This is a genomic window from Chitinophaga sp. Ak27, assembly GCF_012726295.1.
Classification (GTDB): Bacteria; Bacteroidota; Bacteroidia; order Chitinophagales; family Chitinophagaceae; genus Chitinophaga.
The window spans coordinates 265,919-291,171 of the sequence record NZ_JABAOB010000001.1; the positions used below are offsets into that span (position 1 = coordinate 265,919).

Sequence of the window (25,253 nt, forward strand, 5' to 3'; positions counted from 1 at the left end):
GATCGTTGTTAAAATATAATTAGAAAGAAACCTGTGCACCCAATACAAATGTTTTAGGTGTGGGATAAGTACCCTGATATATACCTGTGATGCGACCATTTGCATCTACCGGTGGCTCCGGCGTAGGTCCGCTGAAGCGGGTGATATAAAATAGGTTGTTGGCGCTGCCGTATATCCGTGCCTGTGACAATACACGGCTGCTTTTGAGCCAGTTCTTTGGCAACTCGTAAGACAATGTAATTTCCCGGCAGGCAAGATAGTTTCCCTTTTCATAAAAGCGGGAGTTGTTGCCATTTAATACGGGATTACCGTTATTCGCGCGGGTATAATTCTGTTTGGAACCGGCCACCTGGTCCGCGAAATATACTTTTGGTATATCCGTGACCATATTAGCAGGCGACCAGGCTTGTTTTTGCAGTTCGGTATAGTTAAAGGTACCCTGGTAGTTGCCCAAGGTTCTGGCCAGTAGATCATTATAGATAGTATGGCCAATAGCAAAGTCAAAACGAGAATATAGGGAGATACCTTTCCAAGACAGATTAGCAGAGAATCCGCCGGTCCATTTCGGGAAAATATTACCCAGGTATACCTGGTCGCGGGAGTCGATGGTATCGTTGCGGTCTTTGTCAAGCCAATTCACATCCCCTGGCGTGATACTGCCGTTGGCGCCAGCAGCGAGATTTGGTCCGGATGTTTTGGCTATTGCATCATAGCGGTTGCCCGCAATGTTGTTCACTTCTTTATCATCCTTAAAAACGGATACCTGTTGGTAGCCATAGACATCTCCAAGGGCTTGCCCCTCCTGTAAACCACCCACCCATATCACTTTTCCGCTGGCAGGGTCATAGATCTGCAAACCACCCTGACGATTATGTTCGTTGCCATTGTAAGGCAGTTGAAGGATTTTGTTTTTTACAAAAGAAGCATTAGCTCCAAGAGTAAGGTTCACCCCATTGGATCTTCTCAGCACATTGGCATTGACTTCTATTTCATATCCTTTATTCTGGTAGGTACCCAGGTTGGTTTTCAGCTGATCAAAACCGATGTAGCTTGGCAGTTGAAGATTAGTGATCAGGTCGCTGGTTTTACGGTTGTAATAATCAAACAGTACGGTTACACGATTGTCCAGGAAACCCAGATCCAGGCCAATATCGGTGGTTTTACTTTTCTCCCAGCGCAGTTCAGGATTAGTAACAGCAGTATTGAGGAAACCAGCATTGCCGTTATAGTTTGTCTGCAAACCATACACCCCCTGCACTTCATACCGACTTAATCCTGCTACGTTACCATTTACCCCATAGCTAACGCGAGGTTTTAACGTGGAAACCCAACCGTCTATGCCCAGCTTATGATAGAATGCTTCACGATGCATATTCCAGCCAAGCGATACACCGGGAAAAAGTCCCGAACGGTGATCCCTGGACAAACTGGACACGGCATCTTGGCGGAACGTCATGCTCAGAAGGTAACGCTGGTCATAGTCATAGTTAAGCCTGCTAAAGGTAGAGAGAATCCGATATTCTGTACGTGTGCTGTAGTTATCACCAGGATTAAATACCGTAGAGGCGTTAGCAGTAGGAATACCATCGGTGGGCGCATTTTTTCCATATACCTGCATAGCCAGGGATTTCACGCCGAAGTACTCCGCGCCAGCCATAAGATTGATATGATGTTTAGCCCCGATTGTTTTGGTATAATTGAGGATACCATTATACTGCTGCTGGAAGTCACGGGCATAATATGCGATAGCATCCCTTGATGTACTGCTATAGGAAGGTGGATTGGCAAAGATGTTGGCATAGGTTTGTGTAGCCTGCTGGAATGATTGCTTAATATTTTCATAGTAGTAGCCGTTGGCGGTTCCCCTGAAATATAAGCCGGGTAATATGTCCCATTTAAGCCAAGCATTGGCAGAGACACGATTTTCTTCATTATTACGTTGAAGTTTATTGAGCCAATACAGTGGATTGCCATCCGACGCACCATTACCGGGATTAGGCTGTGTTTTCGCTGAATCCAGCCAGGGGTTGAAGGTAGGCCATATAGCCAGACTGCGATAGAGTGAATTGACTTCGCCGCCAATAGCGCCTATTTGAGAGGAAGTTGACATGGTAACGCCAGTACCTACTTCCAGATTGGGTTTTATTTTATAGGAACCATTCACATCACCAGAGAAACGTTTATAGCCAGAACCTACGATCACGCCATCTTCCTTGTAATAATCGAAACTAGCAAAATACTTTCCTTTGTCGTGACCACCGGTAACGTTCACGTAATGGTCCTGCGTGTAAGTATTACGGAACAGGATATTTTCAATTTCACCGCCATGATCTTTGAAGATGATAGTTCCCCCATAAGGATCTCCTACCGTATCCCAGCCATTGGCGAGTAATGTAGCTGTTGTGTTGTTGAATGGTCGGATATCAAAGGATGCCAAGTCTGCCGGATTGGTGGACAGCCCCAGGCCTCGGGAACTGTTCACTTGTGATAGTGTTCTGCCGGCATTGAAGTAACCCAGGCGCGTATAATAGATGTAGTCTTTGGCTCCGAGGTAGTGATAACCATCTCTGCGCTGGTTGTAGCCTCCTGTGAACTTATAGCTAACTTGCGCTATGCCAGCCTTTCCTTGTTTAGTAGTTATGAGGATCACGCCGTTATTGGCCCGGGCACCATATATAGCGGTTGCAGATGCATCTTTGAGCACTTCAACGGACGCAATATCTTCTGAAGGCACATCATTATATGGCCTTATTGCGCCATCTACGAGCACCAGTGGAGCGCCCGGGTTATTGATCGAAGCACCGCCACGCAGAATGATCACCGGGGTAGCGCCAGGCTGCCCGGTAGAATTGACCACCTGCAGGCCAGACACAGAACCTTGCAAAGCGCTGCCAATGTTAGCTCGGGGAGCGTTGGCCAATACTGTGTTATCCAGCTTGGCAATGGCGTTAGTAACGTTACCGCGCGACTGTGTACCATACCCGACCACCACAACTTCATTCATTTTCTGTACATCTGTTTCCAGCTTGATTGTCAGGTCAGTTTTGTCCGTTACCCGTATCTCCTGTGGCAGGTACCCCGTATAGCGGATAATTAGTATTTCGCCAAGATTAACATCCAGAGACCATGTTCCGTCCGGTTTTACCTGGGTACCTCTACTGGTACCTTTAATGCTAATACTGGCACCGATCATTGGAGATTGATCCTCCCTAGAAATGACGCGTCCGGTCATTTTTTTTGTCTGGGCCATTATGCTGGCCGCGTGGCATAGGCCTATAACGAGCAGCAGCCCGAATTTGTGGTTGATAAATAATCGCTTCATAACGGACATTTATATTTGATAACCTGTATTATGTCATACATAATACAATATAAATGTAAGCAAGAAAATTAAAACCGCAAGAATTTTTATTCTTTTTCTTTTTGTAAAAACCTTTTACATTTGGCATATAAGGTTAGTACAATGCTGTTCACCGCCCCCGGCAAGCGAGAAAAAGATTATTATAGAAAAAAGGAGGCGGGCTTGTCAAAGAAAGGAATCGGTTTAAGTTTATCGGCCGTCAATGAAGAAAATCACTGACAAAGCACCATTGCAACCAGATAATCCTTGTGGATAAACTGATAATGCCGCCGACAATGTCATCATTGTGTCATTACCCACAAATTAAGTACGACATAATAACAATATGAGCACCCTGGAAATAAAACAAAACCTGCAGACGATAGATACCAGCTCGTTGGTGGACAAAGTTGAGCAGAAACTGATAGAGCTGCTGATTAGCAAAGACTTTAAGGCTGGTGATTCGATCCCCAAAGAAATGGAACTGTCAGACGCACTGGGGGTGAGTCGTACCGTTGTGAGAGAAGCACTTACCCGGCTAAAAATGGTTGGCCTCATAGAAACCAAAAAGAAAAGGGGCGCCGTGCTCAGTAGCCCTAACCTCACGTCCTTACTGGAGAAAAGCTTATATCCTGAGATCATGGACAAAACCACGCTGCGCGAGATCTTTGAACTTCGCTTAGCGCTGGAGATAGGCATGGCCGATTTCATTATGGAAAGAGTAACGCCCAAAGATATCGAAGAGCTGAAAGCGATCGTTGCTGATGAACCCCAAATGGCCGATCAGCACATTTTCCAAATAGAACAGGAAATCAAATTCCATGGTAAACTATATGAGATTAGCGGCAATCATTTGCTGAAACGTTTTCAACAGATGCTACTGCCAGTATTTGACTATGTCCATCGTAGCGGGCTACAGAAAAAAAAGTCCAAATCAAAAAAGTTCGTTTCCCATAAAGGTCTGGTGGAAATCATTGAAAATGGGTCTGCAGAAATGTTACGTAATGCTATGCGTAATCACCTGGAAAACCATTTTTCACGACTATTTGATTAGGCGCAGCTGGAAAAAATTGTTGTTTCGGTGTCTAAGGAGGATTTCAACTGATTTAAAGGCCAGTAGAATGGATGACATCTTAATCACCTGCTCCGAGACGGATTGGTTTCAAGAAGTATTTACCCTCAAGTACCGCCGAGGGTAGAATATGAATTAACGCCTTTGGGTCGGGGTCTATTGGTTCAGGTTACTCCGCTTTGGTTTTGGATTGCTCGTCATAGTAATGAACTTAGAAGCGCAAGAGCAAACTATGGAAAAGATATCGGTGGGTAGTTTAGAAATAATAGGGCTTCTATCCTGCCGGTCATCTGCATAAAAAAAGGTAGCTCAAAAGTAATGCTGAGCTACCCTTTGTGCCATTCATGTTTTGCCAGGTCAATCATCAATGTTTTGTGCTGTTAAAAGTATCAAATCGTATCCGCCATCTCCCGGAAATCGGCCGGCGATACCGGTATAAACTTCGCCCGATCGCCCAATGGAGATACACGGTAGTTACGGTGCATATGTTTGTGAAGATAACGACTTTAAAACATGTCGCACATTGACAGACTTCTCTTCTTCCTAATATCGGCCCGGATCTTTCAGTTTTAAAAAAAAACGCTACGGTACAAGGCTTAAAGTACAATATATAGGACGATGAACGTCCTGAAAAAACTAACAGGAAAGGGATTATAACACTTTATGTAGGAAGCAGTTAAATCTGTCGGGCCCTGGAAGCTGATCTTGCTGATTTCGAAAGATGGTAAAAAAGGAACGTTTTATCTAATTTCCCCATCACTTTCCTGTAAGTAAGTATGTGCGTTCTTAAAAAGTATAACTGTAACTTGTATACAACATTTAAAATATTGTATCCATGTTAAACAGGAGGTCTTTTCTAACATTTACAGGCAGTTTTAGCAGCTTATTGCTACCGGCGCTGCCATTTCCTGAATTTAATATGACGGCCGCAAATGGACAGCCATTGTTAACAAGGCCCTCTCTGAAAAATTCTTATTGGTATATTGGGCATTTATTGTCTGTTTTGCTCAGGTCAGCAGAAACAAATGGACTTTTCTCTCTGTTAAAAATGACCGAAATAAAAGATTTGGAACCGCCACCGCATATCCATACGAGAGAAGATGAAACATTTTTGTTGCTGGACGGCGAGATGGAGTTTTCTGTAAAAAATGAAACCTATCACGCAGTTGCAGGCGACACGATGTTTCTACCACGTAACATCGAACATTCCTTTAAAGTATTAACAGCGCGAGCTGAAGTGCTGATATTATTGACGCCCGGAGGATTTGAGGAATTTTTTATTGAGATGAGCGAACCCGCGCCGGAAATGAAACAAGCCCCGTTACCTGCCGGGCCCCCTGATATAGCGCACCTGGTAGCTACTGCCGCCAGGTACGGAGTAAAATTCCCTGAAAATAAACAAGTCAGGCAACCTTAAACTTGAGGCTTATTGGCAAGAGAGGCCACGTCTTCAATAATTCCAGCGGGAGTCATAAACATCTTTTCATTTATTTTTTCATCTTGTAAATGATCATATCCCCAAATGATTATTTGCCGGATAATTGGAAGAAGGCTACTGCCTGTAGGAGATAAACTGTATTCAGTCCTTGGCGGAAATTCCCGAAACTCCTCTTTCCCAATCATACCTCTGCTGGTAAGAAATTGCAATTCGTTCATTAAAACCTTATCCGTAACACCTGGCAGTGTGCGTTTCAGGTCGCCGAATCGCATGGATTTTTCCCGCAGGTTCCAGAGAATGCCAGTACGCCATTTTCCGGCAAGAAATTGCAACGTGAATTGTACCGGGCATCCTTTATATAATTGTGATTCCATTTATCGGACGGTTTATAGACTGATAAATCAAGTAATAAACAGTATAGATAGTGACTTTGTGTAAAGTTAGGAAATTAGGCGCTAAAACTGCGCGGAGTTTAAACATGTCTGACAGTATTCGAAAATCAGGTAACGGCCATTACAATGTTGTAAATCAAAAATATATGTATGTTGTTCCGGGGATCACCAAAAAGGCTGTGAAAGATTTTATCCGACCATTGTGATGACGATAATCAAGCAGATGAATGATTAACATCAGTATTTGGGGCACCGTTTAGCACTAACTTTAAACTATGAAATGATAATTTTATGGAAACAATCCTTGTCGGGACGGATTTTTCCCGGGCTGCGTTTAATGCGGCATGCTATGCTGTTGATATGGCATTAGCAATGAACAAAGAAGTACTGCTATTGAATATATACACTATACCTGTATCGTACGGCGAGGTGCCAATGATGATCAATGAAGAGGAATTGGTTCAGGACATGGAAAATGAATTAAAAAAGCTCAAAGAACAATTGTTACTAAGAACAAACAATAAAGTACCTATAAAAACATTGGAAAGGATAGGCATGTTTTTTATTGAACTCGATACTGTTTGCGGCCAGGTTAAACCCTACGTGGTCGTTCTCGGCAGTCAGGGTTCTACGGCAGCAGAAAGGCTGATTCTCGGCGGACATACGGTTTATGCAATGAAGCATTTAAACTGGCCACTGATAGCAGTTCCTCCCGGAGCCCATTTTTCAGGTGTTAAAAAAATCGGACTGGCCTGTGATTTTAGTCATGTGGCCGAAACTGTTCCCGCCAATAAGATCAAAGCTTTTACAAAGGATTTACATGCAGAACTACATATACTGAATATAGCGAAACAACAGGATAAAAAACCGGAAATAGCTGGCGAGTCTGAAGCATTACATCAAATGCTTGCTTCTGCCAATCCACATTATCACTATATAGTACAGCAGCATACAGACCAAAGCATAATAGATACTGCCGTAACAAATGGAATCGACCTGTTAATCGTGGTACCCAAGCATCATGACTTGCTTCATGTACTGACGCATAAAAGCCATACCAGCCAATTAACGATGCATGCTAAAATTCCTTTAATGGCTTTACAATAATGCCGGATTAGATCTTAGCCTACCCATCAATATTGTAGTAGTTATACTACATGCTTTATAAAGCGCCGGCAAAGTGCAATTGGTATTTTTTACTTAGCCGCCTGCAACAAAAAAATAATTCGCTTCCCCAGCGCAGGAAATCAGAAAAATCCACGTTTTTATCCTGCATCTTCTTGTAAAAAATTTGCTATTCGCGAAATACTACTTATCTTGTATCATCAGTGAATTTATAGAGCACACTGTAAACCCATTTCGAAAACCCATATCAACAAGCCTTCTTAAAAGCCCTCATACTACATTCTCATAATAAACCATACAGAAAACCGCGATTTATCAATTTAATCACTATTCTATGACGCTCCGTAACCTTTATGGAAACCCACCCTGCGTGGCTGATAGTTATCAGCTCATTGTAGACACCCTTACCGATTGGGGTATCACTTTATACACCGGCGTTACCGGCGGTGGGGTGATTCACCTGTTAAAGCACCTCAAACCTTTTGACGACCTGCCCTCCGCTGATCCCGCCTTTCTAACGCTGGGTGAATACAGCGCCGGCTTTGTTCCACTGGGTTATTACCTGGCAAGCGGTAAAATTGCCGCCGCTGTGGCTACTACCGGCGCCGCTACCCGGCTAATCACCTGCGGACTCAGTGACGCCAAGTTGCACGACATACCCGCAGTTTTTATTGTGCCCGTTTCTGGTAGCAGTACCGAAGGCTTCTCTCCTTTGCAGGATACTTCCATATATGGCAGCAATACTGTAGCGCAGCTACAGGCGGAACTGGGAGAAGCTGTTTTTGTACTGAATGATCCGTTTTCGCTAACAGCTCAACTAGGACAGGCGAAAGCCATGCTGGACCGATCCAAACCAGTGGTATTGGTATTAGACAACGAAGCTGTGGGAAGTACTTTAATAGAATATACCACAATGCCCCTACCCGAAGAAGAAAGACCGGTAGAAGATGACTTCCTGGATACATTCGTGTCTACATTCCGTAAAACAGTGGATGGTAAACGCGTGGTACTGCTGGTAGGAGAAGAAATGGCACGTTATCAAAATGCGAAACAACTCACCACGCAGCTATGTGAACAATTACAGGCAGCCGCTGTCTGGAGCATCAATGGCGCCAACGCAATGAGCCAGCATAACCCCTACGGCTACGGCTATATTTCCTTTGGAGGGAATGACAAGGCCATGTCGTTATTTAATTCGCTTGGCACGCAGGACGTACTGGTAGTACTGGGCGCCTGCCCCGATGAGTACACTGTTAATTTCAGCGGTTTTAATGCCGCGCATACTTTCTTTCTGGGGAATATTTTCGAGGCTTACGGACTGGTAGAAAATAGTCTGCGCCACGTAGCCACAGGCGGGTATGACCATGTGTACGGACCGCTGGATGTCTTACTAAGCGCATTGATAAGCTCCGGTCACCGCTATCCTTTTACCAACAAACCTATGGTAAAGGCGCCGGCAGATCTGAACGACCGGCCATTTGCCACATCGCGCGAAGGATACGTGAATATGGCTACGTTATATCAGCGCCTTAATAAATGGTGGCCGGCACATTCGCTGGGGATAGACGATGTTTGCCTGGCTTATAAAGACCGGCAATATGTAACACAAAGACCAAATGACAATATTGATTTTTACTCCCTCTATCGTGGCTCTGCTATGGGCGGGGCTTTTGGAGCAGCGGTCGGCGCTAAACTATCCGACCCCGATCGCCCGGTCTTTTTATTCACCGGCGATGGATGTTTTCGCCTGTTCTCTGGCTCTTTGGGAGAAGTGAGCCAGCTAGGCATCGTCATTTTCCTGCTGAACAATGAATCGTTGTCAATCGTAGAACAAGGACTGGGAAAAGTGCTGCCTGATATCGCCTCACCCCATTATCACGCCCACATAACAGCAATTGATTATTGCGCCGTTGCGAGAGCCTGCGGCTGGGAGGCGGCAAAATTACAGCCCGATATGAGCAACCTGGGAGAACTACTGCATCGTATTGAAATGGACGGACAACGTTCCCTTCTCATTGAAATACCCGTAGATCATCAGCAGGAGCTGGGCCAGAATCCTCGCCTTAAAAATTTATAATTACAAACTCATGTCATCAGTTCTTTCCTTAATTACACAAATAGACCAGAATTTCCTCGACAGGAACGGCAAGGGACTTCCCGTGCCTGCTGGCATTACGGCACGTGCGCAGTGGCTGCACGAAGAGGCACCCTACAGCATCCTTGCGCATGGAACAAGCACGGACCCGCATTTCATTTATGCGAATCAATTTGCCCTGTCCTGCTTTAAATACGACGTAGCAGAGCTTCTGCAGCTTCCTTCCCGGTTGAGCGCAGCACCGCAGGATAGAAGTGAACGGGAGCGGTTGTTACACGATGTCACGCTCAATGGCATCGCTTATCACTACACCGGTCCACGCGTTGATAAATACGGGAATACTTTTACGATTTATGATGGCGTGGTATGGCGATTAACACATCCCGACGGATCTCCGCTAGGTCAGGCTGCACTTTTCTGGCTTCAGGAGAAGGAAAGACCTGCATGGTATACAGGCATCAGATAGGAATATAAAAATAGGACAGTCCGTAAGGCCGGGCCACTCGTAGTGGCCGGCCTTTTCTTACATCCATTTTAAAGGTATTCGCCGAGCGCGTCAAAAGGCATTTTCTTCTCCTTTGATCGTATTCCGGACCGTTAAAAATATGATACGCAGATCAAGGTATACCGACCAGTTTTCCATGTACCAAATGTCATGCTCAATTCTTTTGCGCAGATGCGATTCATCGGTAATTTCTCCGCGTAAACCGCTAACCTGCGCCCAGCCGGTAATACCTGGTTTCAAAAAATGGCGGATCATATATTGTTGTATCACCCGCGAATACTCTTCGGTATGACGCAGCATATGAGGGCGCGGTCCTACGATCGACATCTGCCCCATCCACACATTTAAAAACTGCGGCATTTCATCCAGGTTGGTTTTCCTCAGTATCCGGCCTATCCGCGTAAAGCGGCTGTCGTGGCGCGTTGCCTGTTTGGAATTGGCATCCTTGTTTACGTACATACTCCGCAATTTCAGGCAGGGAAAATTCAGGTTATTACGGCCTGTACGATATTGAATAAAAAATACCGGCCCAGCCGATTCCAGCTTGATTAGCAACGCCAGTAAGGGAATCAGCCAGGTCAAAATAAAGAGGATGACCAAACTGCTGAATATAATATCGAATACCCGCTTTCTTATCCGGTTCGCAATATCATCCAATGGCTCCGCACGCAGTGAAATAATCGGGATATTATTGAAGTAATCTACAAATATCTGCCGGTTGACAAACAATTTAAAGTCTGGTACAAACCGGAAATGAATCAGGTTCAATTCAGCTTCCCTGGCCAACGTATACAGGTAAGGAAACTTTTCCGGCGATAAAGTAGAATAGATCTCGCGGATATTATTAGACTGTGCATAGGGCACACAGGCTTCCAGGTTGCCAATTACCGGGTAATACGACAGCTCATGTACATTGCTGTATTCCTCAAAATACCCTTCAAATTTGAGGTTGCTGTTATCTTCCAGTAATCTGCCCGCCAATTCCTTCGACAGCTCATTATAACCCAGTATCACCACTTTTTTTTCCACACCGCTGCGGTGAAGAATATGACTGGTAACGCGATAAAACGCCCAACGCCCCAATAATACCATCAGGATAAACCCTGTACAGTAAATAAGGATAAACAAACGGGAATACAGCTGCTTGGAAAGAAACAGGAATAGCAACAACAATAATAAATACAACAGGATACTTTGCACGGTTTTTCGTGCAATACGTTCAAAGGATAGTTGCTGGCTGAGGAAATAAATACCGGTAGTATACAGCGCCGCCATCCAGGAAAGATTCGATACCATGAGGAAAATGTCTACATTAATATCCTGCATGCGGTCATACCGCTGTAACCAGGAGCTGCTCAGGAAAAAAAGCACATTCAAACAAATAAAATCCAGTGCTATTAGCTGGATACTGCAAATTTTAAGATACCGGTTCAACATAAAAAAGAGATGGTTGATCAATAAAAGCGCTACGCTATTTGTTCTTCAAAATGCGTCATCACCCCTGAAATAGAAAGATAACTGGCCGCATAAGCGCGCGCATTTTCCGCTATATCTGCTGTATTATCCCATACAGCCCTTCCGATACCTGTCTGCAATGCTTCCTGGTTCTCAGCGTCCACCAATATACCCATGTTATGCCGGCTCACCAGTTCATGTAAACCCGTACCGTTATTGGCCGTAATGAGTGCAATACCACCTACTGCCAATATGGTGGTGAGCTTGGAGGGCATCACCAGGTCGCTGGCGTGTGACTTTTGAATAACCAGGTGTACATCTGCCATATTCAGGAAACGATTAAACTGTTCGACAGGTTGCAATGGTAAAAAAGTGGTGTTCTTCAGCTGCAGCTGCGCAGCCATTTGTTCCAATCTTACTTTATAAGGTCCGGAACCACAGATCAGGAAACGGATATCCGGTTGATGCTGCCAGGCCGCGGCAGCGTGCAACAAGGCTTCCAGTCCCTGCTTTTCACCGATAGCCCCGGAATACAACACAATCTTATCTGTAGCCGAAAAACCAAATGCTTCCTTCAATACCGCTTTATCTGTTATCGGGTGAAATTGAGAAACATCCACCCAATTAGGGAAAAGGAAAACTTGTCTGCCGGTTTTATCGCGTATTTTCCGGATCATGCCATCAGCAATGCTGCTCACATGATCGGCATTCCGCAGGATTAATTGTTCCAGCTTCAGCATCATATTAATAAGACGCCCGGAACGGATCATCTTCAAATCTCTTGCAGCTTCTATCTGCAGGTCCTGTACATGATACACAAAAGTGGCGCCCCTCATTTTTTTGTAAAGTACGGCCAGCAATCCAAGGTGGAATGGCGGCGCTACGGTGATTACCATATCAAACTTCCGGCGCCATACCAGCTGCATGACCTTTATAAATGCCGATGCGGCAAACGAAGCATCCTGCAACATCCTTTTTTTACCGGAAGGCACAGCCGGCACATATTGCGGACACCTGTATATAGTAATGTTCCCGGCCACTTCTTTCTTAAACCAGTTTCTTGCCTTGTCGTAAGGCGCTTGTACCTTCCACTCGGGGTAATATGGGTAGGTGGTGATTACCGTACAGTCGTACCCGTTATCCGCCAGCCAGGTGATCATTTCACCATTATATTTACCAATCCCCGTTGGTTCCGGTGAAAAATTGCCGCCTATCAGTAATACTCGTTTACCCATATACGTTATATTTTATATCTCATCTTTTCCATGTCCATAGCATCCCCAGCATAAAGCCGGCATTATTCGTCAGCTGTCCCTGGTCTATTGCCAGCGACGCAGTAAGCATCATCCCTTTTCCCGGCAGCAGGTAATGCAGCTCTTCCAGCGTATACCATTGCCGCTTCATAGGGGTAAAAAGCGCCGGGTTGGTATAAGTGCCATAATTCTGTGTATAGGTGATCAGGGTTTTGCCCGTTATTCTTTCGGAGAGATGATAAAGCACCCCGATATGTCCGCCCACTACGCGGTTATTAATGATGTTTCCACCTTTCCCACGTAGCGAATCCTTTGGCTGATCCCAGTTCATAGGCTTCATACCGGTGAAATAATGCTGCCCCCTGTTACGGTCTATGAACAGCGGCGTACCAATAATGCGCTCATGATAATCCCAGCCAGTGAGGTACACCCCGTTATTATAGTAACTTTCCCTGAGCCGCTGCAGGTAAAAGTCGTTCGACTGTTTGGTATAAATAAACTCCACGGCTATTTTATTAAGCCAGCCAGCTGTTTTTTTGTTGGTGTAAGTAATGCCAAGCAGCCGGTCAATATTACGGATATCTATGCCCTGCCCTGACTCGAAGGGTGTTTGATGATACAGGTGCAATGCCAATTGTTCATTTTCCCAGTCAATCCCTCCTTCGATGATTCCCCGGTGATCGCCGGGCCGGTTAGGTTGTATATCGTTATTACCTACGGTACCGTCATCTTTTGTTTTCACCAGCAATACATCCATAAATCCCTGCCAGCTGCTGGTAATAGGTGGCAAGTCTTTACGGCTGCCTCCCCATACAGCATAATGCTGTATGCCGCCAAATAACTTAAGTTTCCTTTTTCCTATGCGGAGATAGAAATTCTTTTCATGCAACCAGGCATTCCTGATGAACTGATCTTTCCCCATCCAGCCATGACTCAACAATCCCTTGAACTGCAGCCATCCGTTTGTAAATGGGATACTGGTATATTTTGTAACTGCCAACCCAATTTTTGGAATGGGCAACGCATTGCCGCTGATACCCATAGATCCGCTGCTCAGCATAGGATCTACCTCTCCTATAATCTCCTCATACCGCCCTCCCCTGATCTCCCAATTTTTATATCCCGCCTTCACATAACCCTGCTCTATAAATGTGCTGCCCAACTGGTTATTATTATACACGTCCAATCCATATCTTATATAAAAATGCTCCTGCCATACATGCAGGTTGCTAAAGCCGGCATGTACGGATACATCTCCTTTACGGTCACTGATAGTGCCAAAATGGTTAGATAGCAACCATAACGGGAGATAGTCTTTTGTGGCAACCGTCCCTATGGCCCCGGCATGCACTTCCAGCGAATCTGTCAGCCATTGCTGCGCCCGCAAACAAAAACTCATGCACATAAGCAGTAAGAAAGCTGTACTTCTCTTCATATAGGCGCTGCGTTTAGAAAAGTGACCGTATGTGCTGTCATATCCCGTTTACGCACCGCCATTGCCGGATTGCCGGAATAGATCAGCCAGGGCTCCAGATTCCTGGCAGCTACTGCATTCACGGTCAGCACGCTATGCGACCCACAGCTAACCCCCGGACATACTACCGCCATAGCACCAATCCAGACGCCGTCTTCAATGCGAATCTCTCCCAGGCGATAAGGAAAATCAGTCAGTTTATAATCGTGGTTACCTGTCAGCAACAGGGCACCCTGGGAAATACACACATGATCGCCCAATGTTACATCTGCCAGGTTATCTATCCATACACCTTCTCCCAACCAACAGTGATCACCGATGGTTAACCGCCATGGATACTTGATCCGTACTTTGGTTTTAATAACCAGCCCTTTGCCAATACTGGCGCCAAATAGCCTCAACAGTCCCCGTTTCAGCGCATATGGCCATGGAAATGCGCTGTTGAGCACATAGTAATTGCAAAAGTACCAGACCAGCACTTTCCATTTGGGTCCGGCATAATAAGTGCCCGTATTAAATGCCGCGAGATTCGTTTTCATATAATGTCAGATATGAATGTTATAATGTTGCTTCAGCAATGCCATGATATCTTCCCTGCTTTCGCCGCCTTTGAGCTGCTGTTCAAACTCCTGTACATTAACATCTACGAGCAAACGATACCAGTATCCCTGCATAAAATGGAACAAAAAACCTTTATAACCATCCAGGAAGCCATAGCGCAGTACATAGCGGAAAAGAAAATACATCGACGCCCGCATGCCCGGCGACAGCGCTGCATATACCTTCTCCTTCAGGAAACGCTTACGTTTAGCCTGCGAGCCCTCCGCTTTTAACAAACGGTCGTCTGTTTGCCAAAACCCATAACGGATGTTGAGCAGGTCCACCATTTCCCGGATCGCATAATTATTATGCTTGTTTACCCACCAGTGAATAGAGTTCAGGTTATCATCTACAATATGTTCGTTAAACCGTATAGTAGTTCCCTCAGACAATACGATATGTTCGTCCATCCAACGCTGTTCTATGCTGCCCACTCCATTCCGCCAAATCCTTAACAGCGTGTGGGGATAAAATCCACCATAACGGATCCATTTTCCTTTAAACAGCACTTTCCTGCGGATATAGATCCCCGTTATATGGTCCGGTATCGTATCCATGCGCCTACCTATTTCCTGCAGCAACCCCGGCTCCAGGTATTCATCCGCATCCATACGCATCACCCATGGCGCTGTAATACCAGCATGCTCCAGCGCCCACTGGAACTGATCCGCATAGTTGACCCATTTACGCTGAAAAACCGTTGCCCCATAACTTTCTGCTATAGCCACTGTATTATCGGTAGAAAAAGCATCTACTATATAAATGGCGGTGGCCACCTGCCCCACGCTCTGTAAACAACGGGCCAGGTGCAAAGATTCATTATAGGTGAGTATCACTACAGCCAATTCCATCTAAATACATTTTTCATATAGTTGCACATAAGAGGATGCCAGCCTGGCATCATTAAAATCAGCCCTGATCTGCCCGGGTGCGTGACGGGTAATATATAACCGCCGTAACTTATCCCGGTAGGCTTCATTTAGCTGGGCAGTAATCGCCTCCACACTATCTATGGGCGTAACCCAACCCAGGTCATGCTCCCCGACGTATCCCGCCAGTCCCACCTGGTCGCTGATCAACACCGGCGTACCAGCATACAACGCCTCAATCACTACGATCGCAAAATTTTCATTGCGGGAGGTAAGGGCAAACAGGTCGGTGGCAGCAAGGAACTGAAACTTATCCCCGCTGCCCTTCCAACCTACCCATTCGACGTTGTTATCCATATCCAACGAAGTAATTAACGCCTTCAGTTCCAGCATATACTTTTCGTCGCCCGTACCGGCAATCTGTAACCGATACGGGAAAGGCACCGTTGAAAGTGCACGGATCAATAGATCCAGCCCTTTCTTAGGATCCACGCGCGATAAAAAACTGATAGTAAATACGCTGTTGTCTATACGGGCATATTGTTCATCCGGCAAATCGACCAGGTTAAACACCGCTCCTCCCTCCCATTCCTTATTCACCAGTTTACACTCCTTCCACTCCAACTCCGATGAAACATGCAGATAAGTACTGCGCAACAATCGTTTCCCCACCACGGTATGCAGTAATTGTTTGCTGCGGTTATTCTTGGCGGTAAATACATAATCACAGAACATGCCGTGCGGCGACAGCAACGGTTTCAGCTTTTTCCATTTACAGATGAAAGAAGCGCCGATCACCAGGAAATTCCACCAGGAGTGAATATGTATTTTATCGAACTGCCGGGCGTTCTTCCAAACCGCCCTCCACAACGCAGGCGATACATGGGTATGATCTCCTGTAATCCGCTTAAAATAAGTCACCTTTACGCCGTCCATCATCACTGTACTGTTGGCTGCAATATCCAGCTCTTTTCGTCCGTTGGCGGTAGTAGTATACACCTCCACGGCATGTCCCATCAGCACCAGTTGCTCTGCCAGCCTGGCAATCACCACAATGGGCCCCCCGTATATATAAGCGGGTTTATAAGAAGGAACAATAAAAAGTATCTTCATAAAAATGAGTATTATTGATTCACGGCATACAGGGACTGTAACGCATTATCGACCATTGCCGTCATTGTCAGGTTTTCTTTTACAAAGCGCCGAGCCTGTTGTCCCATAATATCTATTTTATCTTCAGGCAGTTTATCCAATACGTGCAGGCATTCCTCTATGCTTTCGAAGATTAGCCCATTGTAACCATTCCTGATATAACTATACTCCACGCACTGCAACACCGACTCGCTGCGTTTAAAAGTACATACCGGTTTGGCATAAGCCATTGCTTCCACAGCAGAAAGCCCAACCCAGCCGGGCTGAAAATACAGGTCTGCCATACCAAACAGCTCTTGCTTCACCGCCGGATCATATACGGCGCCAAAATCGTGTACATGCGGATATGCACTGAAGTCGGGCTTGTATTTTCCGGCGCCGATAATGATAAAGCTATATTGTGCCGGATCAGTTTCCGAAATGAGCTTTAACAGGAGATCAATACGCCTTCCAACTTCGTTAAACCGTGCACAGTAGATCAACACGCGCCTGGCGTTGATGCCATATTTATCCCGGAGCAATGCCTTGTCTGGGACCGGCTCTTGTATAATCCGCTCTACTTCTGAAATAGTATTATTCAGTGCCACGGCATTCATCCCGGGCACTACCTGTTGCCATAGCTCCAGCTCGCGGGAAGTATAAAACCAGGTAGCATCTGCCAGCTGCATCATCCACTTCAACAAACGACTGGGCCGCCGTTCCTCCTGTACATATCTTTTCACGGAAATACCATGTCCCCAAAGGATCACTTTTTGCTTCAGGAAAGGTTTCAGGAGCAGAATCAACCAGGTAGATAAATGGGCAAAGTTGAGCATCAGCACCAATATCTTGTAGTCTGATTTGAAAAAACGCACAGGATTATATAATACAAATGGCCCCAGAATCCAGGCAGGCAGCGATTTTATCGATGTGTTGCCGGCAGCCAGATTTTGCTTTTGTAAAGCTGTTGCACCATCATAGCAATAAAGGTCAAACGGCGCTTGCTCACGCAAACGGTTAAAGAAATGTTCCCTGTAATGCGGTACCAGTGGCTGCACTATTGCTATCATACCAATATGCTTTTATTTGCATGAATAATACTGCTCACATCATATCCATAGATCAGCCGGCTGCCTTCATGTATAGAATCGAAGGCTACCAGGCTGCCATCCCTCTTCCAGCGCGGATGCAGATCACAGTGTAAGCCGCTCCGGGTAAAAGCCATTTGCTCCAGCGAAAAGGCTTTTAACACCCCTTCATCTACCCCCTCCAGTAAACGATCTGCCAGCCGCAGGTCCGGTTTGGTATCAATCATACGATAGGTGCCTAATGTTGTCTTTTGCTGGGTGCTGTACTGGAAAAGAAACAGCGTACGGACCCCCTGCTGATCGGGGTAGGTGTCACAAATCATCCAATCCCGGTCAGCCGGACAAAACATAGGATGTCCGTCTTCCGTTATGATATCTTTTGCCAGCATAGACGGCACAGCATTGTCGGTATCTTCCAGCAACAACCAGTTAAAAGGTGCTACCGCTTTCGCTCCTTTCTCCCCGGTATATAATAGCTTCTTCAACACTTTCTTCCCGTTGGCTATCAAACCTGCCGGCATCATCTTATACAGTAACGACCCACGTAGCTTTTCAATACCGCTGCCAGTCCTCCCCCAAATGGCGATATGCCCGTCATCTTTCCAGTCGAAGTGACTAAGAAACCCCGTGGCCAGGCATCTCAACTCTCCGCCGTCTGTCCCAACCGTCATCAAACGTGTTGTTTCACCGCCATCTTTCAACTTATACCGGTGCAAAAATGCCAGCCTGTTCCGGGAAGGATTCAGTAGCAGGTGAGTGATGTAGTGATGCTGCCCCAGCGAGGGATTCATCCGGTAATTAGCCACTGCTGCAATAGACAGCAGCAGCGACTGTTCACCGGTGTATACATTATGTATTGTAATGCCGGAATCCACAGGCGCATGGATATGCGCCTGCTTATCAGGAAGTCCGGTATAACCATATCCACCTACACGGAATAGCCGCGCATAATCTATTCCGAATGCTATGCCTTCATCCGTAATCACATGTGCAGGCAACGGCAACGTGGATACACATTTACCGGCATTTGCATCATAGATCCGGGCCCCCCATTTCTCGCCCACGCGGTCATTTACAATAAAAGTATCGGTAGTCCCAATCCATTGCTGGCGCGCGCCCTGCGGATAATTATATGCATATGTACTTCCCAGCCGGCGAAACTGCTGCGCCGCATCGAAGTAACCGACACCGCAAGCTACCCGCGGATCCGGCGGCACCGTAATATCCGGCGCCTGTAACGCCAGCAGCTTATCACCCGCAAAATTCCATGCTACCAGGTCATGAAATCCAAAAAAGAAATCACCCTCTCCTACTGATAAAATAAATTCCTTCTGCATAACTAATGTGTTGTAATAAATGAGGAAGTATCTATACGCTGCTCTTTCTGTAACAAAGCTACCTGGTCGTGAATCTTATAATCAATACGCCGCAGCACTTCTTCCGCCGACAAATAAAATTCTGCTATCCCCTGCAGCGCTTTCAACAAATCCGATTTTACCATATCCGGCGCCAGGAACTCAGCGCTGATACGATTCCCGGAGAGCGATTTTATTTTCTGATGCAGAAATGACTTGCGATACAGCTTTACCTGAGTGGCATCGATATTATAAAGCTGAATGGCAGCCTGCCAGTCCATCCACTTAAACTCCGACACACCACTGCCTTCGGTATGTGGGGTAGACAGCACAAATCTGTGCCAGGGAACTCTCAACGCATCTGCCAGGATAGCGCCATGCATTGCTTCTGCTATCACATACTCCGATGCAGCAATTTCCTTCAAAGTATGCTCCACTCCCTGCTCTGAGCGCGGTGATATATAGTTAAAACCCAACCGGTAACAGATACTTTCCCAATTAAAAAAAGGTACGGATTTGAAATAAGGGATCACGCTTACCTTATATTTCTTCGGCACATGCAGCAACCGCTCAAAATCCGGCAGCTGGCGGATAGCATAAGCCGCATCCGCAACATAGGGGAACTGGTTGTTAAAAGCATAAGCCGACAATGGTCCTCTTAGGAAACGAATATCCCAGCTGCTGTCAAGATGAAATGTCTTATATACCGGCCGTACGCCCGTGCCAAATACAATCTTTCGTTGGGCAGTCAGCTCACGGAATAATGGTGAACCATTAAACAGGATAGAACCTATGCCCAGGAATACATCCTGATCTTCGTCTTTTCCTTCACCAAACAACTGCGGCCATAGCCATCCGTTGAGGTCGTCGCCAAAATTGCCTTTGGGATCTCTATAATAAACATAATTCACAGTGCACACATTTACAGGTTAGCAATATGTAATACCTTATCTGCATAGTTACTGTTGATCCACGCAGTAAAATCAACAGCACGCTTCTCCCAACTGTGCGCTCCCTTATCTACCGATACCGGTTTCAACCCGCCCAACGCCAGCTGACTGATAAGCGCCGCCAGCGATGCCGGCGCATGATTATCAAAATAGTATCCTTCCTTCCCAAATATCTCCAGCGGCTCACCAATCTTACCGGTAAACACCGGCTTGTTGAAAGGAATATACATATAGATTTTACTGGGACAACGCGCCCAATCCTGCACCGTATCATTCAGGGGAGAGATAAAGGCATCCGCTGCAGCAAAGTAGGAGCTCAGCTCTTCTTCCGGTGTATAACCCAGGAACTGTACCTGCATCGACAGTCCCATCTCCTTTACATAATCTTTCGCCTCTTCCTGGTGACGCCCCCGCCCCAACAGCAGCAGGTGTACATCCGAGCGTTCCCTGCTAATTATTTCCATCGCCTCCAGCATGGTAAACAATCCATAGTTACGGGTGAGCGTGCCCATATAAATAAGCAGCGTCTTGCCTTGATACATTTCCTTTAACTCATGATAACGAACCCGGGGCGATTCCACCACTTCATCGTTAAATGCGTATGGAGAATAATGTACCGGTAACTGTTTCCGGAACAACTGCGCGGCCCTTTTTGTATACGTCCTGCAGAGATACTTACTCGCACATAGCAATCCGTCGGCATACAACACCGACCAGTATTCCAGGGCCAACATAGCATATCTACGCAGGCCCCTGTTATCCGGAATACCAGATGGCAATTCTGAGTGTTCGATAAGTATCGTGGATTCCAGCTTCAATTTATTTTTTAAGATGCGGTTGCGGAAACTAAAAGAACAAAACAAGATATAGTCTGGCGCAATTTCATTTACCAACGCCGTCTTAATACGCACCTCTTCCGCTGCAGTCCCTTCGGGATAGTAATATACCCGTACGGCATCACTGCATTCCATGGCAATGCGCTTCCTGTTCTCTTCAGTATCCTGCGCAATAATCGATACCTCCCAGCCAAGTAACAACAGCGGTTCTGCCATACCTATGGCTCGTTTCATAGTAGCGATAAACTTAATATCGCCCAGCGTAATGAAGCATATTTTCATAGTTGTTACTTTTTATATTTTCCCTTCGGGAGAAATTAAAACTGTCTTTTCCTGCGCCTGTACTTCAGCTGGCGCTTCGCCGTTTTCCGATATGCACTCATAATATGCTCTCAACAAAATGGCTCCAATTGCCGGGATATTAAATCGCAACTGTTGCACAGGGGAAAAGAGAAAAGTCCAGATCACACCAATTGTCATCAACACCAATACCGGGTACAGCGCCGTATCTGCAGCATGTCCCACCAGGTAAAAGCCCATTCTCAGCAATAAAATAAATACCAACAGTACTGCTATAAATCCTCCCAGGCCACAGTTTACCCAGGCGCCCAACAAAATAGAATGACTGGGAATCAGGTGCTCGGTTGAAGTAGCCAGCTGTTCATTCATCTCCTCATTCTGGTACAACAAAAGGATGCGGTAATACTTCAGGTTATCATCTTTCGCCCAGGATCCATGGCCAAACAATGGCGCATCGGTGATTGCCGCAAGTGCAGCGAAGGTTTCTCCACGGCCTGTCATCAGCAATTCCAGCGGATTATAGGGATTATCCAGACGATCTATCTGTTCGGAAGCGTGCTCACCTCCTATTTCATGGTTCAATACGGCATTAACATAACATACATAGGCAAACTGGAATAATAGCAACCCCGACATGCCAAACACCAGGAGCCGGTCGCGCGTCAGATACATCCCGCTGTTGAAGCAGAAAATGATAATAGCGCCCAGGAAAAATACCATCCCCGTTGAACGGGAATCCCTTGCAAAACACAACAGGCTGTACGCCAGCAACAACGCCAGTACCGCCTTCCACTGGCCATTTCGGTATAATAAAAACGACAGGATGTAAACGCCGTACGACAAAATAGGTACCATCTTGAACTTGAAATAAGACATATCTGTGTCTGCATTATCGTCTGTCCAGATAATATTTTTCACGAGGGTCATACAGAGAAAGAAAAAAATAACTTTATCATCCTTCAATGTTTTAAACAAAAAGATAAAAGAGAGGATAGACATTATGATAGCCGCCCACCCGCGCATAAAGTTCTCAGAGGAACTTTTCACCACAAACAGATCCGTGATTACCTGGAAAATAAATAATAATGTAAGCGCCGTGATGATCTTCCTGAATAATGGGAAAGCCTTGAAATCACGTATATCAAATACAAACGGGGCAGATAACAGCACCATGATTTCATTCAGCTTCAGCTGTCCTACCAGCGAAAGATTTACGCCGCTGAGCAAAGTATATAAAGCTATCTTAAGCCGGTTGAGCATAGGCCGTTATTTTACCGCGTACGGTGTAGTCAACAATCTGCTGTAAACGCTGCCTGTTTACTTCCAGGCTGTATTCCTGCTGAAAATCTTCCTGTAACAGCCTCCCTTTATCCGTATCTGCGTTGAAGCCGAGTAAGGATTGCTTAAATGTCGCCGGTTCATCGGCCACGATAAAATGCTTACTCCTCACCCCTTCCACTCCCTTGGACGTACTGATAACAGGCGTTCTGAGGGCCATAGCTTCCAGGCATTTCAACCGGGTGCCGCTGCCATGCAGTAACGGGATTATCACTGCGGTGGCTACGGATATATACCATTTCACATCATCCACTTTTCCAAAAGCTACGATGTTCCGGTAATCTTCCTTACCTGTAATACGTTTCAACGCTTCCTTTGATCCCCTGCCTACCAGCCACAGGTCGTACCTTTCGGCCAGTTCTTCATCCCACACATTTTCAACAAACCATTTCAGACCAGCATAATTCATATATACCCCAAAGTTGGCCGTCATCACCAGCACTCTCTGTTGTTTTTTTCCAAAAAGATGGTAATCTTTCTGGTCCAAAAAGTTGGGCACCGTAAATACCTTCTGCTCCGGCAGGAAACGGGTATGGTATGCATGATCATCATCGCTCACTACCAATACCGCCGTTGCCTTCCTAAAGTATAACCGCTCGTGCAGCTTTTCCATGCTAAACAACTGCAGTTTACGTAGCCGGTCCAGCAGGCTGCCGGATGGCAGCTGCCAGGTGATCATAGGCTGCGCATTATGTGTGCCGAGGATCACCGGGATATTCCTGGCCCGGAAAAAAGAAATATAATGACCTACATAGCCATAATCGAGCATGGCAACAGCCACCGGGTACTCCCGGCATATTTCCCGGAATATATCCAGTATGGCCGACGACCGCTGGAAATACTGTTTCCCGGTAATGCGGGTCACCAGGTCAAAATCCTTTACCTCGTACGTATAAAAAGTAACATTAGGGAGATGATAATTTTGTAAATCTACCTTTTCCACGTTCCGCACTACGGCCATCACCTCATATCCCAGTTGCGACAGGGCTTTGATCAGGTTATAGCTCCTGATCCTCTCTCCCCCGTTTTGCGGGAAAGGTGAAATATCTGTAAAGAATAGTATGTACATCTGCGTTAGTTTGCTTTTAATACAACCAGCCTTGCCTGCAATTTTGAAAGAGCGCGGCTAAATAACTGCATTATTTTCGTCGTTTCTTCCGGTGTCAGGCCAATCAGCCGTACCCAGACAACCATACCCGCCACACTCACCAGGGTGGTAATACCAAGTCGCACAAATCCTGGCGAAAGAAACAACTGTGGTATGCCAGCCAGGGTTACAGACAACAGCACCGGCACGACAGCCCGGATGATTACCTGCCTGGTAAATAGCCATGGCGACAAACCCGTAATCTTCTTCGCGGCAATCATACGGTAAATGCCACTTACCACTTCTATAGCAATTGCGCTGACCAATACTGCAGAAGAAGGATATCCTGCTTTCAGCAACAGCCAGGCAACAGGCAGGTTAAACAGTACCATAGTACTCACTACCACCTGGTATTTCCTGATTTTGCCAACCGACTGCACCGCCACCTGTATGCCAGCGGATAGCTGGTTTATCAGCGTGGCAACAACAATTAAACGGCACATCATCACTGTATACTCCGGCACCTGCTTCAGCCAGCATTGCAACACAAATGGCATTTCTATCATCATGGGAATAGCAAAAAAACTCAGCAGGTAAAAGGAAAATTTGCTGGCAATCATAGCCAACCGCAGCATCCTCGGACGGTCGCCACTGCCTTCACTTTTTATAATCTGTGGATTCAATGCCCGTAACATGGTTACAGAGAAATAACTCAATTGTGCGTTCACCTGGTTGGCAATACCATAGGCGGCATTGACAATAGTGCCAAAAAATACGTTGAGCAGCAATGCCAGGCCCTGGTTACGGGCTACTACACTTCCTGCGCCAAACATGTTCCACCCGGCATAAGCAAACATTTCCTTCAGCAAATGCCGGTCGAAATACCGCCGAATGCTGATCCGGCTTTCATCGTACTTCATACCACAATACACCTGTTTAAACAACAGCAACAGCACCGTCAGCAACGCCATCAGGCCACCGTATACAATAAGCTTGTCATAACCGGTATATTGCAGGGCCACTGCAATCAGGAGCTTTCCCAATGATTCTACAATCCCCAGCGCTGCCACCATCACCATGTTTTCCTGCGCGATCAACGTAGCGTCGTAAGGGACTGAAATAATGGTAAAAAAAGCGCTAACCACCATAAACTGAAAAATGAGCTTTGCCGCCATGGTCCGTTCTACCGGGTAATTCAGCACATGCCCGAAAAGATAGCTGCCCGCCATTTCAAATAACAGCACCATTGCCAGCCCCAGTATAAAATGCAGCAATACGCTGGCGTTAAATACCGTCCTTAGTTTGTGACCGTCCTTTGTACCAAGGTAAAACGACATATACCGCTGCGTACTGATGGTCATCGCAATATTCAGAAAAGATAACATGGCAATCACCCCGCTGATCAGGTTAAATAACCCGTAATCGGCCGCTCCCAGCAGGTTCAATACCAGCCTGGTGGCATACAGTGAAATAAAAACGGTAATCAGCATTCTTCCATAAAGAGCGCCCGTATTCAAGATTACCTTGTTAGCTACCTGCATGACTCTGAT

General features: G+C 46.0%; 21 protein-coding genes. 6 read left to right on the forward strand and 15 right to left on the reverse strand.

Annotation, left to right across the window (positions count from 1 at the left end):
• Positions 1–19: 19 nt before the first annotated feature.
• Positions 20–3,322, reverse strand: coding sequence for a SusC/RagA family TonB-linked outer membrane protein (locus tag HGH90_RS01035; RefSeq protein WP_248276952.1), 3,303 nt, complete (start codon positions 3,320–3,322; stop codon positions 20–22).
• A gap of 364 nt (positions 3,323–3,686) precedes the next feature.
• Here HGH90_RS01035 and HGH90_RS01040 point away from each other — a divergent pair, with 364 nt between their 5' ends.
• The 3 genes from HGH90_RS01040 (at position 3,687) to HGH90_RS01050 (ending at position 5,829) form a co-directional block, all read left to right on the forward strand.
• The gene (locus HGH90_RS01040) at positions 3,687–4,394 is read left to right on the forward strand and encodes a FadR/GntR family transcriptional regulator (protein WP_169190168.1); all 708 of its coding nucleotides are present in this window, start codon (positions 3,687–3,689) and stop codon (positions 4,392–4,394) included.
• 102 nt (positions 4,395–4,496) lie between these two features.
• Entirely contained in the window at positions 4,497–4,667 is a 171-nt protein-coding gene (locus HGH90_RS01045) for a winged helix-turn-helix transcriptional regulator (RefSeq protein ID WP_248276953.1), read from the forward strand.
• 793 nt (positions 4,668–5,460) lie between these two features.
• The gene (locus tag HGH90_RS01050; protein WP_169190169.1) at positions 5,461–5,829 is read left to right on the forward strand and encodes a cupin domain-containing protein; all 369 of its coding nucleotides are present in this window, start codon (positions 5,461–5,463) and stop codon (positions 5,827–5,829) included.
• On the opposite strand, the gene HGH90_RS01055 is transcribed toward HGH90_RS01050, so the two are convergent.
• Positions 5,826–6,224, reverse strand: a complete 399-nt coding sequence (locus tag HGH90_RS01055) for a winged helix-turn-helix transcriptional regulator (protein ID WP_169190170.1) — start codon at positions 6,222–6,224, stop codon at positions 5,826–5,828. The genes HGH90_RS01050 and HGH90_RS01055 overlap by 4 nt on opposite strands.
• 309 nt (positions 6,225–6,533) lie before the next feature.
• Here HGH90_RS01055 and HGH90_RS01060 point away from each other — a divergent pair, with 309 nt between their 5' ends.
• The 3 genes from HGH90_RS01060 to HGH90_RS01070 all read left to right on the forward strand — a co-directional run bounded on the left by HGH90_RS01060 (position 6,534) and on the right by HGH90_RS01070 (position 9,928).
• Positions 6,534–7,349, forward strand: a complete 816-nt coding sequence (locus HGH90_RS01060; RefSeq protein ID WP_169190171.1) for a universal stress protein — start codon at positions 6,534–6,536, stop codon at positions 7,347–7,349.
• A gap of 352 nt (positions 7,350–7,701) precedes the next feature.
• Positions 7,702–9,444, forward strand: coding sequence for a thiamine pyrophosphate-dependent enzyme (locus tag HGH90_RS01065; RefSeq protein WP_169190172.1), 1,743 nt, complete (start codon positions 7,702–7,704; stop codon positions 9,442–9,444).
• Positions 9,445–9,454: 10 nt separating this feature from the next.
• The gene (locus HGH90_RS01070) at positions 9,455–9,928 is read left to right on the forward strand and encodes an MEKHLA domain-containing protein (protein ID WP_169190173.1); all 474 of its coding nucleotides are present in this window, start codon (positions 9,455–9,457) and stop codon (positions 9,926–9,928) included.
• 90 nt (positions 9,929–10,018) lie between these two features.
• On the opposite strand, the gene HGH90_RS01075 is transcribed toward HGH90_RS01070, so the two are convergent.
• Genes HGH90_RS01075 through HGH90_RS01135 form a run of 13 tightly spaced genes read right to left on the reverse strand, consistent with a single transcriptional unit; the run spans position 10,019 to position 25,244 of the window.
• Positions 10,019–11,404, reverse strand: coding sequence for an undecaprenyl-phosphate glucose phosphotransferase (locus HGH90_RS01075; RefSeq protein ID WP_169190174.1), 1,386 nt, complete (start codon positions 11,402–11,404; stop codon positions 10,019–10,021).
• Positions 11,405–11,433: 29 nt separating this feature from the next.
• Positions 11,434–12,657: a WcaI family glycosyltransferase gene (locus HGH90_RS01080; RefSeq protein WP_168765610.1), complete on the reverse strand. Its 1,224-nt coding sequence runs from the start codon at positions 12,655–12,657 to the stop codon at positions 11,434–11,436.
• Positions 12,658–12,676: 19 nt separating this feature from the next.
• Complete coding sequence (locus HGH90_RS01085) at positions 12,677–14,110, reverse strand: capsule assembly Wzi family protein (protein WP_168765611.1); 1,434 nt, start codon at positions 14,108–14,110, stop codon at positions 12,677–12,679.
• Positions 14,107–14,688 carry a WcaF family extracellular polysaccharide biosynthesis acetyltransferase gene (locus tag HGH90_RS01090; RefSeq protein WP_168765612.1) on the reverse strand — a complete coding sequence of 194 codons (582 nt, stop codon included), beginning with the start codon at positions 14,686–14,688 and terminating at the stop codon, positions 14,107–14,109. The genes HGH90_RS01085 and HGH90_RS01090 overlap by 4 nt, the downstream gene beginning before the upstream one ends.
• A gap of 6 nt (positions 14,689–14,694) precedes the next feature.
• On the reverse strand, positions 14,695–15,600 hold the full coding sequence (locus HGH90_RS01095) for a glycosyltransferase family 2 protein (protein ID WP_168765613.1): 906 nt from the start codon (positions 15,598–15,600) through the stop codon (positions 14,695–14,697).
• Positions 15,601–16,731, reverse strand: a complete 1,131-nt coding sequence (locus tag HGH90_RS01100; RefSeq protein ID WP_168765614.1) for an XrtY-associated glycosyltransferase XYAG1 — start codon at positions 16,729–16,731, stop codon at positions 15,601–15,603.
• Positions 16,732–16,742: 11 nt separating this feature from the next.
• On the reverse strand, positions 16,743–17,819 hold the full coding sequence (locus HGH90_RS01105) for a glycosyltransferase (RefSeq protein ID WP_168765615.1): 1,077 nt from the start codon (positions 17,817–17,819) through the stop codon (positions 16,743–16,745).
• Positions 17,816–19,174: a hypothetical protein gene (locus tag HGH90_RS01110; protein ID WP_168765616.1), complete on the reverse strand. Its 1,359-nt coding sequence runs from the start codon at positions 19,172–19,174 to the stop codon at positions 17,816–17,818. The genes HGH90_RS01105 and HGH90_RS01110 overlap by 4 nt, the downstream gene beginning before the upstream one ends.
• A gap of 2 nt (positions 19,175–19,176) precedes the next feature.
• Positions 19,177–20,103, reverse strand: coding sequence for a polysaccharide pyruvyl transferase family protein (locus tag HGH90_RS01115; protein WP_168765617.1), 927 nt, complete (start codon positions 20,101–20,103; stop codon positions 19,177–19,179).
• A gap of 11 nt (positions 20,104–20,114) precedes the next feature.
• The gene (locus HGH90_RS01120) at positions 20,115–21,260 is read right to left on the reverse strand and encodes a glycosyltransferase (RefSeq protein ID WP_169190175.1); all 1,146 of its coding nucleotides are present in this window, start codon (positions 21,258–21,260) and stop codon (positions 20,115–20,117) included.
• Between the two features lie 12 nt (positions 21,261–21,272).
• Positions 21,273–22,538 (reverse strand): O-antigen ligase family protein, encoded by a 1,266-nt coding sequence (locus HGH90_RS01125; RefSeq protein ID WP_169190176.1) that lies wholly within the window; start codon positions 22,536–22,538, stop codon positions 21,273–21,275.
• Positions 22,522–23,685: a glycosyltransferase family 4 protein gene (locus tag HGH90_RS01130; RefSeq protein WP_168765620.1), complete on the reverse strand. Its 1,164-nt coding sequence runs from the start codon at positions 23,683–23,685 to the stop codon at positions 22,522–22,524. The genes HGH90_RS01125 and HGH90_RS01130 overlap by 17 nt, the downstream gene beginning before the upstream one ends.
• A gap of 5 nt (positions 23,686–23,690) precedes the next feature.
• Positions 23,691–25,244, reverse strand: a complete 1,554-nt coding sequence (locus HGH90_RS01135; RefSeq protein ID WP_169190177.1) for a lipopolysaccharide biosynthesis protein — start codon at positions 25,242–25,244, stop codon at positions 23,691–23,693.
• Positions 25,245–25,253: the final 9 nt, after the last annotated feature.